The 15005-nt window shown below is 50.6% G+C and carries 10 protein-coding genes; 7 read left to right on the forward strand and 3 right to left on the reverse strand.

What is annotated here, in order from left to right:
* Positions 1-47 precede the first annotated feature (47 nt).
* The 4 genes from GA003_20325 (at position 48) to GA003_20340 (ending at position 3972) form a co-directional block, all read left to right on the forward strand.
* Positions 48-1037, forward strand: a complete 990-nt coding sequence (locus GA003_20325; GenBank protein ID QXD28313.1) for a CPBP family intramembrane metalloprotease — start codon at positions 48-50, stop codon at positions 1035-1037.
* A 6-nt stretch (positions 1038-1043) separates the two neighbouring features.
* Positions 1044-1775, forward strand: coding sequence for a ComF family protein (locus GA003_20330; GenBank protein ID QXD28314.1), 732 nt, complete (start codon positions 1044-1046; stop codon positions 1773-1775).
* Positions 1776-1784: 9 nt separating this feature from the next.
* Positions 1785-2639 (forward strand): acetyl-CoA carboxylase, carboxyltransferase subunit beta, encoded by an 855-nt coding sequence (accD, locus tag GA003_20335; protein QXD28315.1) that lies wholly within the window; start codon positions 1785-1787, stop codon positions 2637-2639.
* A 112-nt stretch (positions 2640-2751) separates the two neighbouring features.
* Complete coding sequence (locus GA003_20340) at positions 2752-3972, forward strand: bifunctional folylpolyglutamate synthase/dihydrofolate synthase (protein ID QXD30489.1); 1221 nt, start codon at positions 2752-2754, stop codon at positions 3970-3972.
* On the opposite strand, the gene GA003_20345 is transcribed toward GA003_20340, so the two are convergent.
* Together GA003_20345 and GA003_20350 are read right to left on the reverse strand one after the other, a co-directional pair.
* The gene (locus GA003_20345) at positions 3969-5531 is read right to left on the reverse strand and encodes an adenylosuccinate synthetase (protein ID QXD28316.1); all 1563 of its coding nucleotides are present in this window, start codon (positions 5529-5531) and stop codon (positions 3969-3971) included. The two genes, GA003_20340 and GA003_20345, sit on opposite strands and share 4 nt — an antisense overlap.
* A 462-nt stretch (positions 5532-5993) precedes the next feature.
* Positions 5994-7562 carry an IMP dehydrogenase gene (locus GA003_20350; GenBank protein QXD28317.1) on the reverse strand — a complete coding sequence of 523 codons (1569 nt, stop codon included), beginning with the start codon at positions 7560-7562 and terminating at the stop codon, positions 5994-5996.
* A 73-nt stretch (positions 7563-7635) separates the two neighbouring features.
* Here GA003_20350 and menC point away from each other — a divergent pair, with 73 nt between their 5' ends.
* From menC to polX, 3 genes are read left to right on the forward strand one after another with little or no spacing between them, the layout of a single operon-like run.
* Positions 7636-8607 (forward strand): o-succinylbenzoate synthase, encoded by a 972-nt coding sequence (gene menC / locus GA003_20355; protein QXD28318.1) that lies wholly within the window; start codon positions 7636-7638, stop codon positions 8605-8607.
* Positions 8591-9886: an AMP-binding protein gene (locus GA003_20360; protein ID QXD28319.1), complete on the forward strand. Its 1296-nt coding sequence runs from the start codon at positions 8591-8593 to the stop codon at positions 9884-9886. Before menC ends, GA003_20360 begins: the two co-directional genes overlap by 17 nt.
* A gap of 54 nt (positions 9887-9940) precedes the next feature.
* A complete protein-coding gene (gene polX, locus GA003_20365; protein QXD28320.1) occupies positions 9941-11668 on the forward strand; it encodes a DNA polymerase/3'-5' exonuclease PolX in 1728 nt (575 codons plus the stop codon).
* Positions 11669-11672: 4 nt separating this feature from the next.
* On the opposite strand, the gene GA003_20370 is transcribed toward polX, so the two are convergent.
* Complete coding sequence (locus GA003_20370) at positions 11673-14999, reverse strand: UTP--glucose-1-phosphate uridylyltransferase (GenBank protein QXD28321.1); 3327 nt, start codon at positions 14997-14999, stop codon at positions 11673-11675.
* Positions 15000-15005: the final 6 nt, after the last annotated feature.

Raw genomic sequence — 15005 nt, forward strand, 5'->3', positions numbered from 1 at the left:
TTCCCACTCTTAGGCCGATTGCCTAACTACCATACCGACCCACGAACATGTCAGGATTTCAGAGAGACAGCCATCATGTGCTATTCAACCTCGATGAATACCGGTACAGTTTTCGAGGACTAAAAATCCTGTTTTTGGCGTTCGTGGTTTTGCACCTGATCGCCGCAGTGCTAGCACCCGCAGCCTACAAGTCCATCTTGTGGTGGTATTCTCATTTCCCTAACGACCTGAACACCTACCTGATTGGGAAACCGTTTCCCGAGTACTTCGATAGAGCGCGGCTACTGCTCTTGGTTCTATCGATTCCTTGGATGTTCTTCCAAACCCGACTCCTCTCCGCGAGGAAGCTAGGCATTTCTGCTGATCGTCCCTGGAACTTTTATTTCGGGTGGTTTTACATGGTCGGATTAATATGGGCGGTGGTGGTGCTCGGTGTCCTCATCTCAGTCGATGCCTTGGCCATTAAGAGCTCTCTTGGGTTTGGAACCTTACTATGGGGACTCATCTCCGCTTTTCTGGCTGCACTTCTCATTGGATTTTTAGAGGAGCTCATTTTTCGCAGCTTGTTTTTCCGAATGTTCTATACGGCCCTTACTCCCATGGTCAGTGTAGTCCTCTCTTCCATGTTTTTTGCTTACATGCACTTTAAGCAGCCGAGGGGGTTGTGGGACTATGATACTCTACCCACTGATGTCTCTTGGTGGGATGGGTTCACCGCAGGTTTCTGGGTGTTGTTTGGAATCGTAGTGAACTTCGATCTGGTACTCTTTCTCAATCTCACTCTTGTGGGCTACACATTGACGGTCGTCTTTATGAAAACCCGTTCTCTTTGGGCGGTGGTGGGATTACATGCCGGTTGGGTAACTCCGATTTCTCTATTCATGGACATAGCTGTTCGCGATGTAGACAAACACTCCCTGTGGTGGGGAACCTTCCGTTTGGCTGATGGATACTTTACGACTATCTGTCTGCTGCTCATCGCGGTTTATTTCTCCAAGTTTTATAAGACTAAAAAACCACGTGGTTTTATCCTTTGATTGGCGGTGAAATTCAAGGATGTCACAGATTCGTTTCTCGACGTGGTTTTTCCGAGAAACTGTGTGATCACCGGAGACCTGGTAGAAGAGGATAGTCCTTATCGCTCTATTTCTAAGTCGGTTGGGCAAAAACTATTTCATGTTCAGGCGACCCATTGTCGTACCTGTGGTTATCCATACTTTGGTGCTGTAATGGCCAGCGACCGGGCCTGTCCAAAATGCAAGGAGCTAAAGCCGCTTTATGGCGAAGGCAAAACCACCATCCTCGTGGAAGGCATTGGGCGGGAGTTGATTCACAAGTTCAAATACGAAGAAGCCACGTTTCTGATTCAGGACTTTTTCTCATTTTTCGAAAACTGTGTTGGGTTGGACCACTATCTTGATGATGCTCATTTGGTTCCGGTACCCCTCCACCCACGAAAATTCCGTGAGCGAGGGTTCAATCAGAGTGAGGCTCTTTGCCAGGCCCTGATTCTTCTTCAACCTTCCGCAAAGATGGCAAAAATACTGGAAAGGACCATCGATACTCCCAGTCAGACTCTGTTCAGCAGAAAGGAGAGAATGCGCAATCTGAAAAATGCCTTCCGTCTCGCTCCTCATTCTAATTTTGAAGCCTCGAAACGGTATCTCATTGTAGATGATGTGGTTACGACTGGTTCAACCGTCAATGCATGCACCCGAGCGCTCAGAAAGGGAGGCATTCAGCGTATTGACATTCTGACATTGGGACATGGATAATTCCCCACTATGCCACTTTTTAGTAAGCCGAAGTACTCAACGGTAACCGTCAAAAAGAGAGATATTCCTCGTGGTTTGTGGACCAAAGACCCAATTACTGGCGACTTGATCTACAATAAAGAGCTCGAGCAAAACCTACTCGTCGCTCCGAAAAGTGGATATCATTTTCCGATGGATGCTCCGACGCGGATGAAATCTCTACTCGATGAAGGCACCTTCGAAGAATGGGATGCTGACCTGACGTCCGTCGATCCGCTTTCCTTTACCGACAGTAAGCCTTACATGGATCGTCTGGAAACCTATCGTAAGAAAACCAAGCTGACTGACGCGGTAGTGAGTGGTTCAGGAAAGCTACACGATATCCCAGTGGAGGTGTCGGTTATGGATTTTCGATTTATCGGAGCGAGTATGGGATCGGTAGTGGGCGAAAAGATCACACGAAGCATCGAGCGCGCCACCGAGCGCGGAGTTCCTTGTATCACCGTCTGTGCCTCAGGGGGTGCACGCATGCAAGAAGGTATACTCAGTTTGATGCAAATGGCAAAGACCAGCTCAGCCCTCGCCCGCCAAGCTAAAGCCCGGTTGCCTTATGTGTCCATTTTGACGAATCCAACCTTCGCAGGGGTCATGGCAAGCTTTGCATCTTTAGGTGATCTTATCATCGCAGAGCCCGCAGCACTCATTGGATTTGCGGGGGCCAGGGTTATTAAAGAAACGACCAAAGAGGAATTACCCAAAGGATTCCAAACGGCAGAGTTTCTGTTGGAGCATGGTTTGATTGATCAGATTGTTCATCGCCACGAAATGAAGGATCGCTTGAAGTCATTTCTCTCAGCGATGTGGTCGGCGGAACGCTCTGCTTAAAGCTCGCCGAGCATCGATTGCTTCGATTCAGTTTCGTCCCGTGAATTTTGAGCAAACCAGGGAGTATCTATTTAGTCTTCGCAACAAAGGCTCGACCTACGGCATTGACCGAATGGCCGACTTTATTGAAGCGCTTGGCAGGCCAGATCAAGCTTACCCTATCATCCATATCGCTGGGACCAATGGGAAGGGATCTACGGCGGCCATGCTTGAGCGAATCTTTCGAGCGGCCGGCTATAAGACAGGATTGTTTACCTCCCCCCACTTGGTATTTCTAGGGGAGCGTATACAGGTCAATCGCGAGCCTTTGACCCCAGAGTTGATCACTGAGCTTATTGGTGAACTCGATGTGCACGCCAAAGCAGTGGCTCGAAGTAATCCGGAAAATCATCCCACCTTTTTTGAGTTCATGGCAGCCATGGGCATGGTGCACTTCAAACGAGAACAAGTCGATATTGCCATTTTCGAAACAGGCCTTGGTGGCCGCCTTGATGCCACCAATGTCGTCGATCCTGAGGTCTCTATTATTACATCGATTGGCTTGGATCACACCAACATCCTGGGAGATACCGTCGAACAAATCGCTGGTGAAAAAGCCGGCATCATCAAGCCGCGTAAACCGGTCGTCATGGGTCGTGTTCCTGATCAAGGAGCCGATGTGATACTTCAGGTGGCAAAAGAAAACGATTCTCCGGTTATCTCTGTTCAGGAAACTTACGGGGATGCACTAGAGGCGTATCCCGAGAGCAATTTATTTGGAACTTTCCAGCGATGGAATGCCGCAACAGCGATTACCTGTTGCAGACTTTTGGACACACAGTTTCCGGGGATTGAAGATGTATCAGAGACTGCACTACAATCGGTGGATTGGCCTGGCCGCTGGCAGCGTCTGGGACTTCCTTGTGGCCGGAATCTAATCCTCGATGCGACTCACAATCCCGAAGGTTCTTTCTTTCTGGATGAAAACCTTGGAGCGTTGGAAAAAGAGCTGGGTCGAAAACCCTGGATTGTTGCTGGTACCCTTGGAGAGTTTAGAGCACAGTTTCTCATGCCAGTGGCTGCTCGCCATGCACGAGGTCTGTATCTCTTGGAGACTCAGCAGCCCCGTACAGCCACCTTCGACGATTTAAGAAAATGGGTGCCTGAACACTCTGATTTTCCGGTTAAGAATACGGACAAGGAAACTCTGTTTCCTGACCAGCAATCCTGTGCGATCGGGAAGCCCGGGGACACGATAGTGGTGACCGGCTCTATTTACCTGCTAGGAGAAGTGCTTGAACGCTTGACCGGTCAAGAAGCTGAATCGGGTGCCGCCTTACAAGATCTGCCTTAAACGCCGGCAGATTGGTTTAGCAGCTTCAGCAATTCTTTGGTCTCCGGAACATCGCGAATGATTTGCTCTGGGTCTGGGCCAACTCCGATATAGCGAAGATTAACAAACTCGTCTGTCGATGAATTCTCGTAGGCAACATCACAGGTCGCTTTTACCATACCTGCTACATACAGCTGCGCGTTGGCAGGTAAGTCATCGAAGTTGCGAACACCAGATATGTCTTCTGGCCAACCCTCGTAGGTTTCGTAAATCGGTTTCAATTCCGTGCGGTAGCTGTCGTCACGAGGAACGTGATTCACCCGTTTCCCGTTGGAATTCTCGTAGGCTACGCAGATTTTCAAAGATCCTGACCACTCATTGTTATGACTCAACGCATCGAGCTTATTGATCATCAGGTCCTGAAAGCCACCGTAACGAAGGGCATCGCCTTTCTCTACTGCATCATACCAGCCGACCATACGCTGGCGACCCGTTGAAGTTCCAAACTCCAGCTTTTTCAAGAAGTTGCCAAGATGGTCGTTCTCCTCGAACTGGGTGATGAACAGATGTGTGCCCACTTTAGTATCGTAGGCTTTGGCTACTCCAATCGTGTGCACCGGCTGAACGGGGATGCCGGCCGAGTTAAAGATCTCTGGAGTGAAGCTGTGGGACGCGGTCACATTGGGAGAGAATCCCTGGCGCTTATCCAACCAGTAAGACTGTCCAAATTCGCCAATGATATATTTTTCGTTCTCGAGTGCCTGCAAGATCACTTCGCGAACGTCGGTTACTTGGGCCACCAGTGCTTGGCCTGCTTCCCAATAAACGTCGGTAAGACGCTCAACATTGATACTGAAAGGAGCATCCCCCTTGAACTGGTCAAAATCAAATTCGTCTTCCGTGAAATCCCCGCTTTCAATGCTCTCTTGATTGGCTCGTACCTCTGCTTTTGTCAGGGTGTCGAATAGATCGTCCCACTTATCTTCTGGAAGTTGGCAAACGTGCTGGATGATTCGCACAGCGCGATCACATTTTTGAGCCAGCTTCTTCTGAAATGCTTCTTTGGTGTCTCGGAAGGAAGCGTAGTAGGTCTGCCACTGACTGGTCTCATCTGAGAACGAAGGCGAAATGCCACGGCCGGTTGAACCTCGAGGAGTTTCCTCCAGAATGTTTTCCCGGTAATACTCAATCGCTAGATCCAATAAGCGGTGCGTAAGATCTGACACCATGCTGCGCTCATCGATGGCGAGACGGTTTATCACATCATACCCACGAGCTTCCAATGGCTTGGCTTCCCAGATAAATTTGCGTGGATCAGCAACAACACCTGCACCTACAGCCAGATGCGGTACGGTCTTGGCGATCACACCGGCCGGTAGCAGGTTCAGTTTTAATCCCCCTGCTGTATGACCCGAGTTGGCACCTCCGTTAACCTTCAGAACGACGGCCACTGGATCGTCTTGTCCAGTCGTTTCCTGTAGTTCCGAAATCGCTTCGTAAATGAGTCTGCCCTTACCTTCGTCACCGTAACTAATCCCGGTGTCGGCGATAATTCTAGAGGAAAATGGGGGCGTTGCCATGGGCTGTATATACTTCGGTCGTATGAAACAAAACGATCTGGGATATCCTTCCACTACCCCCTAGTAAACAATATTCTCCGAACTACTATCAATATAGGGGTTTGACCTAACGTTTGGCTTGGCGGGTCTAGGTCCATCTCGTTTGGAAAACGGGCTGTGCGATAAGGCTTAGATCCATTGCCAAACGGGTGCTTGGTGTTCCCAGCTTCTCATTTCGAACAACTATCCATGACTTCCGACGGTATCTGAAGGTCTGGCAGTGTCGGGCTGTCGAGCTTGACGATTGATGGATGAGAGAGCGCACTTGCGTGCGTGACCGAATACAGAAAGAGGAACACTCGGCATGTCGGCACTGAGGAAGAGGCTAATTCCATTTGCCTCCAGTTAGAAATTGTTCAGAGAGGTCCCATCTAAAATTGAATAAACAATTCAAATTAGCCTCTTCCGCCCAGACCTTCAGATTTAGTTTTCTTTAGGGGTCTTGATCTCTATGACATCATGCGTGGTCGACTCTCTTTGGCCGGCCGGCGACACACGAATATAGCGGGCACGATTTCTTAAGTCGGGCAAGGTGGGCGCTCCCAGGTAACCCATCCCGGACTGGATGCCTCCGATATATTCAGAAAGCACCTTATCTAATGGCCCCGATAGCTCTTTCAAGGCCTCGATCCCTTCAGCCGCCACCTTGCGATCGACTTGCTTCTTGTTATGACCGTAGCGAGCGGCGGATCCTGCCTTCATCGCTGCATGACTTCCCATGCCTCGATATTGCTTATAAAGTTGTCCGTTGATCTCGATAATTTCGCCAGGGCTCTCTCGGCAACCTGCAAGTAGGCTACCTAGCATAACTGCATTGGCCAAGGTGAGTGCTTTTACCATGTCACCTGATTTGGTGATACCGCCATCGGCGATGATGGTGACCCCAAGCTTGGCTGCCTCGCGGCTGGCGACATGAATAGCAGTTAATTGGGGGATACCGACTCCAGCGACCACCCGAGTCGTGCAAATGGATCCAGGGCCTTGCCCTACTTTGATCGCGTTGGCTCCGCAGCCAGCCAGAAATTCGACACCCGCAGCACTGGTTACATTGCCGGCTATGATCGTGAGATCCGGAAAGGCACCGCGGATGAGTTTGACCAACTGTCCCATACCCAAGGTATGCGCGTGAGCGGAGGAGACAGCGACGACGTCGACGTTCTCATCAACCAGGTTTTGGATGTGTTCCAAAGTAGCGTCGCGATTGATTTTTCCATCCTTATCGCGAATACCAGTGACCGCGGCTCCACACCTGAGGCGGAAATTAGAGTCACGGCTGGGTTTAAGAATAGAGCTTTTTTCTGCTGTGATTTGCTCAACGTCACTCAGGGTGAACAATCCCTTGAGTTGGTCATCGTCGTTAATAACCAGGATCTTGTGTATACCGATGTACTCATTGAAAAATCGATCAGCAGCGGCAATGGGATCCCCATCGATATTTTTCTCATTCAAGGTAAAAAGATTTTTCCTGGGTGTCATCGCCTTCATGACTTCAATACTCCGATAGCGTTCGCGAACAACCGAACCTGACAACAGGCCCATGAGCCGACCGCTTTCGTCGACGACAGGGAAGGTGCGGAAGTTGAAGTTCTTGCGCTCAATAATATCCAACACGTCTCCGATATATTTATCGGGCGATATCGTGACGGGTTCTTGAATCAGGCCATGAATGTGGTGCTTTACCCGAGCGACTTGCTTTACTTGCCGCTTGTTTTCCATGTTGTAATGGACGATGCCAATCCCGCCGTTGAGTGACATGGCGACGGCCATTTCGGATTCGGTCACGGTATCCATGTCGGCCGACAAGATGGGAATCTGAAGGGTCAGATTATCTGAGAGTCGAGTTTCCAGGTTTGCCTCGCTGGGCAGCACTTCCGAGTACCGGGTCGCCAGAGAAATATCGTCGTAGGTCAGCCCGGTGGGCGCGTTTTGCTGGAAAAACTTTTCTGCGGGAAGGTAGTACTCCGCATCCAGCGGATGTTTCATGTTTTCCATGGTCGTTTCTTTAGACTTAAATTCCGTGTGTCAAACTTTTCGTTTTTATGCCTATAGTGCCCGAAAATCCTGAATGAATTACCATTTCCAATACCTTCCATACCGGCGTAATTTCTGCCGACCTTTGGCGACTGCGCATGGAGTGTGGCAGCATCGCGAGGGTATTGTACTTCGACTTGAAAGGGATGATGGCGCCTTTGGCTTTGGCGAAGTTGCGCCTGTTCCCTGGTTTGGTTCTGAAACCTATGAAACCGCTTTGATGTGGTGTGACGAAATTGGGAAACGTCACATCCAGGACCCTAGGGATGTGATCGGAGAAAAGATGCCCTGTTTCAATTGGGCTATCCATTCTGCGGTCGATGCCTTGCAATCCGAGCCTGGGCAAGCTTCTTTCCCCGTCGCGGCCCTGGCTTCTGACTCCGATTCTATTTCAGGAAAGCAGGCCCAAGGGTTTCAAACCTTTAAGCTTAAGATTGGTGCCAGCGATCTGCAAACGGATCTGAAAAGCGTGGGAGCAGCGATTGCCGAGCTGGAAGAGGGGCAGCAATTACGGTTGGATGCGAATGGGGGTCTTTCCGAGCGTGACTTCAAAGCCTGGCTGGAATATCTGGAAGGCCAACCGATAGAGTATTTGGAACAGCCGCTGGGAATAGGGCTCGAAAATCGCATGCTGGAAATTGCGGAGCCGTTTTCCACCACGATTGCCTTGGATGAATCGATTGCTGGACTTGATTCACTGCTTCACTGGAAAGACTGGCCCGGGATCTTGGTCGTCAAACCCAGCCTTTTAGGCTGGATAGGGGATGAGGCTCTACCTGACCTGGTAGGGTCGTCTGTATTTGAAACTGCCTTCGGATTTGAAGCGGCACTACAATTCTTGGCCCGTCGCCAGATTACGAATACGGCGATTGGGTTCGATACCAATGTTTTGTTGGAAGCGGACGATTGGTCGATTCATGAATCCGGCCCGATTCTCAAGGCTGGCACAGTAATAAATGCTCAATTGCAATCACTCTGGGAGGACAAGTATGAGACCCTTTCCTGAATCATTGGACGCATTGTTGACTCGGCCCTTTCTTACGAGCCCTGATTGGGAGCGGTTTAGCTCACTGGTCCAAAAGCGCTTCGAAGAGATTGATTCTGGAGAGTCGGTCTTATGTGCGGAAGTCGACTCCACAGATGCGGTGGCCGTGGTTTTTGCCACTCTGCTCAAAGGGGGAGGAGTGTTCCTGGGAAATCCAGCCTGGCGGCAGCATGAATGGCAGCGGGTAACGGATCAGGCCGGTTTTCACAAAGTATTTGGTAAAGCACTGGTGACTGCCGATCCTGCATCGGCCAAACCATTTGAGGATGCCCGCATCATGATACCCTCCGGAGGATCGTCAGGAGTGATTCGGTTTTGTGTCCATTCTTTGGATACGCTTGAAGCTGCAGTAGAATCCCTTTATAAGCATGAGTTGCAGAGATCTTTGAACGGTTTCATTTCCTTGCCTGTGTATCATGTCAGTGGCTTAATGCCCGTTTGGAGGGCTCTCCTGACCGGAGGTGTGGTCCGTTTCGTTGATTGGAAGGCATTGGAAGGCGGACAATTTCCAGTCCCTATCGCTTCTCCATGCTCGATTTCCCTGGTACCAACTCAGCTGGCTCGGCTCGCCAGGTCGGACGCAGGGCTTTCATTCCTGCACGGTCTCGACAAGATCTATATAGGCGGAGCTAAAACTCCTCGCCGTTGGGTGCAGTTCATTCGCGGAGAGAAGTTGCCGGTCGAATTTGTATATGGAGCCACGGAGACGGCGGCCATGGTCCTTTATGGAACGCGCGGGGATACCGATGAATCGGGGGCCACCTGGGGCCAGGCGCTTCCTGCTGTAAGCGTTTGTTTTTCCGATAAGGAAGAGCTTATTATTCGATCCGGATCCCTGTTTCGTGGTTATTATCCCGAGGATCAAGCGCATGAAGATTATTATACGGGGGACGTAGGTCGCTGGGTATCCGAAGGCTTGCTGGAGGTTATGGGACGTAAAGACTTTATCATCAATACCGGCGGAAAAAAGGTGAATCCGGAAGAAGTGGAATCGGTCCTGGCTTCCCTGATTACTGGAGCCTCAGCAGTAGCCGGATTGCCAGATATGGAATGGGGTGAAGCCGTGGTCGCGGTGGTTGAAGAAGACCTGAACCAAGCAGAAGTAAGGGAGTTAATTAACCAGCTGTCGCGTAAGCTGGCTTCTTACAAGGTGCCCAAGCAAGTCATTACCGGTGTTTCCATTCCACGCTCAGGGATGGGTAAGGTGAATCGTCGCAGGCTACGTCAGTTTTTGTTGTAACGCTGACTCTCTTTTTCCGTGCGTTTTTCGGCAACGCCGTGACATAGTTTCGTAATGGATAAGGGAGAAATATCGGATGTGTTGGGCGAGATCGCGACTCTGCTGGAATTGAAGGGAGAAAACCCGTTTAAGATACGGGCTTACCAGTCTGGTCAGCGGGCATTAGATACCTTGGAAGAGGATCTAGGGACTTTAGTTGAAGAGGACCGCCTCGGAGATATCAAAGGATTTGGCAAGGCCCTCACTGAAAAGATTGCCACGCTTTACCGGGACGAGCCATTACCGTTCTACGATGATCTGAAGGCTTCGGTGGAACCGGGGTTGATCGAGATGCTCGATATCCCAGGAATGGGCGCCAAGAAAATCAAGAAGCTGCATAGTGAGCTGGGCGTGGATTCGATTGAAGGACTGACCAAGGTTTGTGAATCGGGCGAAGTCGCCAAACTGGCTGGCTTTGGTGCCAAGTCGGTGGAGAAAATTTTGTCGGGTATCAAAAACCGGGAAGCGTATTCCCGTCGTCACTTGTGGTGGAAGGCCAATGAGACCGCTGGGCCCATCCTGGAAGGGCTTCGCGGACTACCTCAAGTTGAGCGTGCTGAATCGGCAGGTAGCCTTCGTCGAAAAATGGAGACTGTGGGCGACCTGGATTTTATCGCAGCCTCCAATGATCCCGGGCCTATCATGGATTGGTTCGTTGCATTGCCAGACGTTGCAGAGGTGACTGGCCATGGAAGCACCAAATCCAGCTTGCGCTTTGAAAGTGGTATGCAGGCCGATTTGCGAGTGGTGCCACCAGAGCAGTTTGTTTTTGCCCTCCACCATTTTACAGGATCGAAAGACCACAATGTCGCTATGCGGAGTCGGGCGCTTTCGAAAGGTTATAGCTTAAGTGAATGGGGCCTCCGAACCGATGATAAGGAGGAGATCGCAGTGTCTACGATCGAAGACGAATCCGAACTCTTCAAGCTGCTCGATTTAAACTACATTACTCCTGAACTGCGGGAAGGGCTGGGAGAGATTGAAGCGGCCGAAGACGGCGAGCTACCCAAGTTGGTTGAAGTGGAAGATCTTCGCGGCATATTTCACAATCACACGCATGCCTCCGATGGTGAACACTCGATTGAGGAAATGACCCAAGCTGCTCAAGACCGTGGGTGGGATTACCTTGGATTGGCGGATCACTCAAAAGCGAGCTTCCAAGCTAACGGACTCAACGAGGAGCGGGTAGAAAATCAGATTGAAAAAATTCTTGCGGTGAACACGTCCGGGCAATTTAGCTGCAAGGTGTTTACGGGGATTGAGTGCGACATCCTGAAAGACGGTTCTCTCGACTTGGCCGATAGCACTTTGGAGAAACTCGATTATGTCGTTGTTTCGGTTCACTCAAGTTTCACCTTGAGTGAGGATGAGATGACTCAGCGGATCATTCGTGCGATCGAACATTCCTGCACATCCATGCTGGGTCACCTGACAGGTCGTCTGCTTCTGCGACGTGAACCCTATGAAGTAAACTTCGAGAAGGTGATCGATGCGGCCATTGCGAATGAGGTGATTATTGAAATGAATGCTCACCCCATGCGTTTGGATATGGACTGGCGTCATTGGCGAAGAGCTGCGGACAAGGGCTTACTCACCAGCGTCAATCCCGATGCTCACAACATGGATGGGTTTAAATACGTGGCAGCAGGTATCAATGCCTGTCGAAAGGGATGGTTAACCGCCGAGTCGGTTTTCAATACCTGGTCTTTGGAGAAGGTAGAGGGCTACTTGTCGAAAAAGTAATCGCTTATTTAGCTTCCGACCACGAACAGATCGATTCCAGATATTTGGCTGAACCATCACGGAGCCACCCGTCGAGTTGAGCCTGCGCTTTCATTTGCTGTCCACGATTTCGCGGTACGGAAATAAATCCACACTCGGCTCCTTGAAAGGCAGTCATATCGCCCCAAAGTTTTTCGAACTGACTCACTGGGAAAATATCTTCCTTAGCATGGCCCCACCGTTTCTTCACTTCCTTGATGGTGATGTAAGTGGGCATGCGGTTGGCCACACGGCGGATTTTTTCGGCGACCACTTCCTCGTTGTCCAGATCTTCCTGATTGAGATCGAAGAGCTCCAGCAGTCGTGGAATGGAGATCCAAGTAGTCATACTGTTGTAGTAGGAAAGTTTATACTCTTCCTCTTCCGATGGCAGACTCAGTCCTTCAACGAGTTGGGGTTTTCCATTGATTCTCGCCAAGCCGCCACCACGGTCTTCGTAACGACGAGTGATCACTTCGAACGAAAAGTCTTTGCCTGACTGAATATGGATGCCGAGGAAAGCCGGGTCTACATTAGCGCCCAACGTATCGATGTTGTGCAGCATGAGGTATTTAAGCTGCGGGCGCTCTTTCAGCATGGCGCTGAGGGTGCCGTTTCTTAAAAGCGTGGGAATTTCGTACCAATGACCAACGGGGTGCAAACATTGAAGCAGCAAGTTGTCGCGGTAATCATTTCCTTCACCCGATGAGCGTGCCCAGCCGGCTAATGCATCGCGGACGCTTTCTTTCATTTTCTGGGCGCGTTCGTCTAACACTTGTTCCGTCACTTCCTCCCATGCAAAACGCAGGTCTCGCTCCATAGGAATCATGCGAAGGCCGATGTACTTACCTTTGGATACATAGAGATTACCCTCGTAGTCATAGTTGTTTACGCCTTCCAAATAGCTCTGAATGGGTTGGTGGGTCAGGTAACTACTCGTGATGACATGCAGAGGATATTCGCCAAATTCTTGTCCGATCTTTCTGCTTTTTGCCAAGTGCGTTTCAATGAAGGAGCGGTGTTGTCCGTCAAACTTACAAAATGGGTGTAAGCCTTTTACGACTCCCGCGCCCTCTGTCCAACGACTGCCGACACCAGCGGCCAGAGAAACCACGGCGACCTCACCATTTCGAATGGCAGTCTCACCTGTGTAGTAGGTCGCTCCATCAACAGCACCGGTGCCATCGTAAAGATCCTCCGGTTCCACATCCTCAATGGTAGTGGTGGTGGGAAAACGATTTTGAGCCAGGCCTATCCTGCCCGTCTGTAAGTGTTGTCGAACGGTTTCGTGTTGAATGGTGTCGAAACCATTTTCCTTAAGCAATTGATCCAAGTTGCCTTTGTTTTCGTCCTTCGATTCGGAGTCGGGGAGCAACTGTTTGAAGAATTGTGGAATGGCTTCCTGGAATTGCTGGTTGTCGTCACAATAGCGAGTAAAGGCTTGCAACTCGGCTAGACGATCAGACGCCATATCTTTAATGTCTTCCTTTACCAGGTTTGGAATGACCTGCTTGTAATAGACAGGAGGGAGAAGGGCGCTTTTTCCTTCCAGGACTTCGCCAAAGGTGCCGTTGGGATTGATCGTAAATTCATAAACCACGGGATCCATGGCAAAGGGGAGCGACTTATCCAGCTCGCCTTTGGTGGAGAGCATAATCTCGTGGATCTTGGAAAGTGCTTCTTGCTTGGCTGACGGATCGACGAAGAAACCCATACCGCCTCCAGACATGCCACCGAGCATTACGAATCCCCAGAATTGGTCGCCCAACTCAGCTTTGATCTTCTGGATCAATTGCTCCGTGTAAAAGGTCGTTGCCCAGGGAATGATAGTTTGGATGGGCTCAAAGAAATTTTGAGTGGTCAGTTTAGCCAGCTCTTGGATGTCTCCGGACTTCAGGCAGTCGACGATTTTGTCGAAGAGTTCGATGGCGAGCTTGCGCCCTTCCCATTCGTCATTGGAGCGAAGCAAGTACTTCTCTGTTACCATTTCCAGAATGGGCCCCACGTTCTGAGCCATGCCTCCATGGACCAGAATCAAACTGTCCTGCAACTTCTGAATAGTATCGTCACTAATCTTTGTATTCAACAAATGGTGACGTGGTAGTAGGCACCCCCGGCTGATGCCATGCTCTGGATCAACTTCCGAAGCCAGTTCGCCGAAAATGGTTTTAATACCTGGCCATACTCCGCCTGAGTCTTGCCATCCTCCGCCCGAGCCGCCCAGCCATTCTCCTAGGATTGCCCGAGCTGCAACGATACGTCGCTCGGTCTCTTCCAGTGAGCCTTCCATAGAGGTGGTTTGTCCGGTAGCACGCATGCAGGCCGAGATCAGGCAGGCGAGCAAGTTGGTGGAGACCGCCAAGCGCGATCCCTTGGGAATATCGCGCACGTGGCTTACGAGCTCGAATCCTTTTCCAGGTCCAAGGAGTGATTCGAGCACACTCTCAAGTGATTGCCCTGAACCCTCAATCCCTGGTGGAACGAGTCCAGCCGCAATGATCGCCGCTTTTACCAGGCCCAAATAGTCCATCCCGAAATTGAATAGATCCTCCAGGCTGGTGACTTCTGCTGAGGTCTTGAGATCCAGGCTGATCAAACTGATGACCGGTTTGTCGATCACGCGGAAAAAGCACTCGACCGGTGGGAGTGGGGCTTTGTCTCGGCCCCAAACGGCCAGGTTAACGGAAATATTTAGAACCCGGGCTGCTTCCGGCAGATCCATTCCCAGAAAGAAGATATCGCTCCAACCACTGTGGGTCAGGTCCATCCTTACCGGGGTGGTCTCATGGATGATGGGGTAGGGATCCGATTCGCCGTCGCGATTCAGTAACTCTTTGCGCACACGCAGAGGGTGGCTACTCGGATGCCCCATGCGAAACATCCATTGATTGCCTTTCACCGAACGAACACTGCGGCGTACCTGGTTGGCCAAGTATTGTAGCGCCAAATGATAGTAGGCATAGGCCAGCGCGCTCGAGAGTGTGTCATTTAAATCATTGGATGCCTGCTCTTCCAGAAGAAGGTCTATGCCCTCCTCAAATCGGCGATTGAGGATGAGCTCATTGGCATCAAAAGAAAGGAGACCTGTTTGTTTGGGAGTGTAGTGCTTTGGCAGGTGAAAGCGATGAATGGCATATAGAAAGAAAAGCGCTCGAACCTTCTCATAGAGGTTTTCGCTTTGGCGGCGCAACTCGTCCAAAGCCGCGCATTCGAGCTCAAGCTCATGGAAAGACAGACCATGGATGGCCTCCTCGAGTGGAGTGTCCCGTTCGGTTTTATCCGTCGAGGTTATCAGTTTTACCAGGCTGCTCATACTTGT

The organism is Opitutia bacterium ISCC 52 (assembly GCA_014529675.2).
Taxonomy (GTDB): domain Bacteria; phylum Verrucomicrobiota; class Verrucomicrobiia; order Opitutales; family UBA2995; genus UBA2995.

Bases quoted from the DNA above. Each gene is read 5' to 3' on its own strand.
- polX (QXD28320.1), top strand. From the start codon at position 9,941: ATGGATAAGGGAGAAATATCGGATGTGTTGGGCGAGATCGCGACTCTG.
- GA003_20360 (QXD28319.1), top strand. From the start codon at position 8,591: ATGAGACCCTTTCCTGAATCATTGGACGCATTGTTGACTCGGCCCTTT.
- GA003_20325 (QXD28313.1), top strand. From the start codon at position 48: ATGTCAGGATTTCAGAGAGACAGCCATCATGTGCTATTCAACCTCGAT.
- accD (QXD28315.1), top strand. From the start codon at position 1,785: ATGCCACTTTTTAGTAAGCCGAAGTACTCAACGGTAACCGTCAAAAAG.
- GA003_20370 (QXD28321.1), bottom strand. From the start codon at position 14,999: ATGAGCAGCCTGGTAAAACTGATAACCTCGACGGATAAAACCGAACGG.
- GA003_20340 (QXD30489.1), top strand. From the start codon at position 2,752: ATGGCCGACTTTATTGAAGCGCTTGGCAGGCCAGATCAAGCTTACCCT.
- GA003_20345 (QXD28316.1), bottom strand. From the start codon at position 5,531: ATGGCAACGCCCCCATTTTCCTCTAGAATTATCGCCGACACCGGGATT.
- menC (QXD28318.1), top strand. From the start codon at position 7,636: ATGAATTACCATTTCCAATACCTTCCATACCGGCGTAATTTCTGCCGA.
- GA003_20350 (QXD28317.1), bottom strand. From the start codon at position 7,562: ATGGAAAACATGAAACATCCGCTGGATGCGGAGTACTACCTTCCCGCA.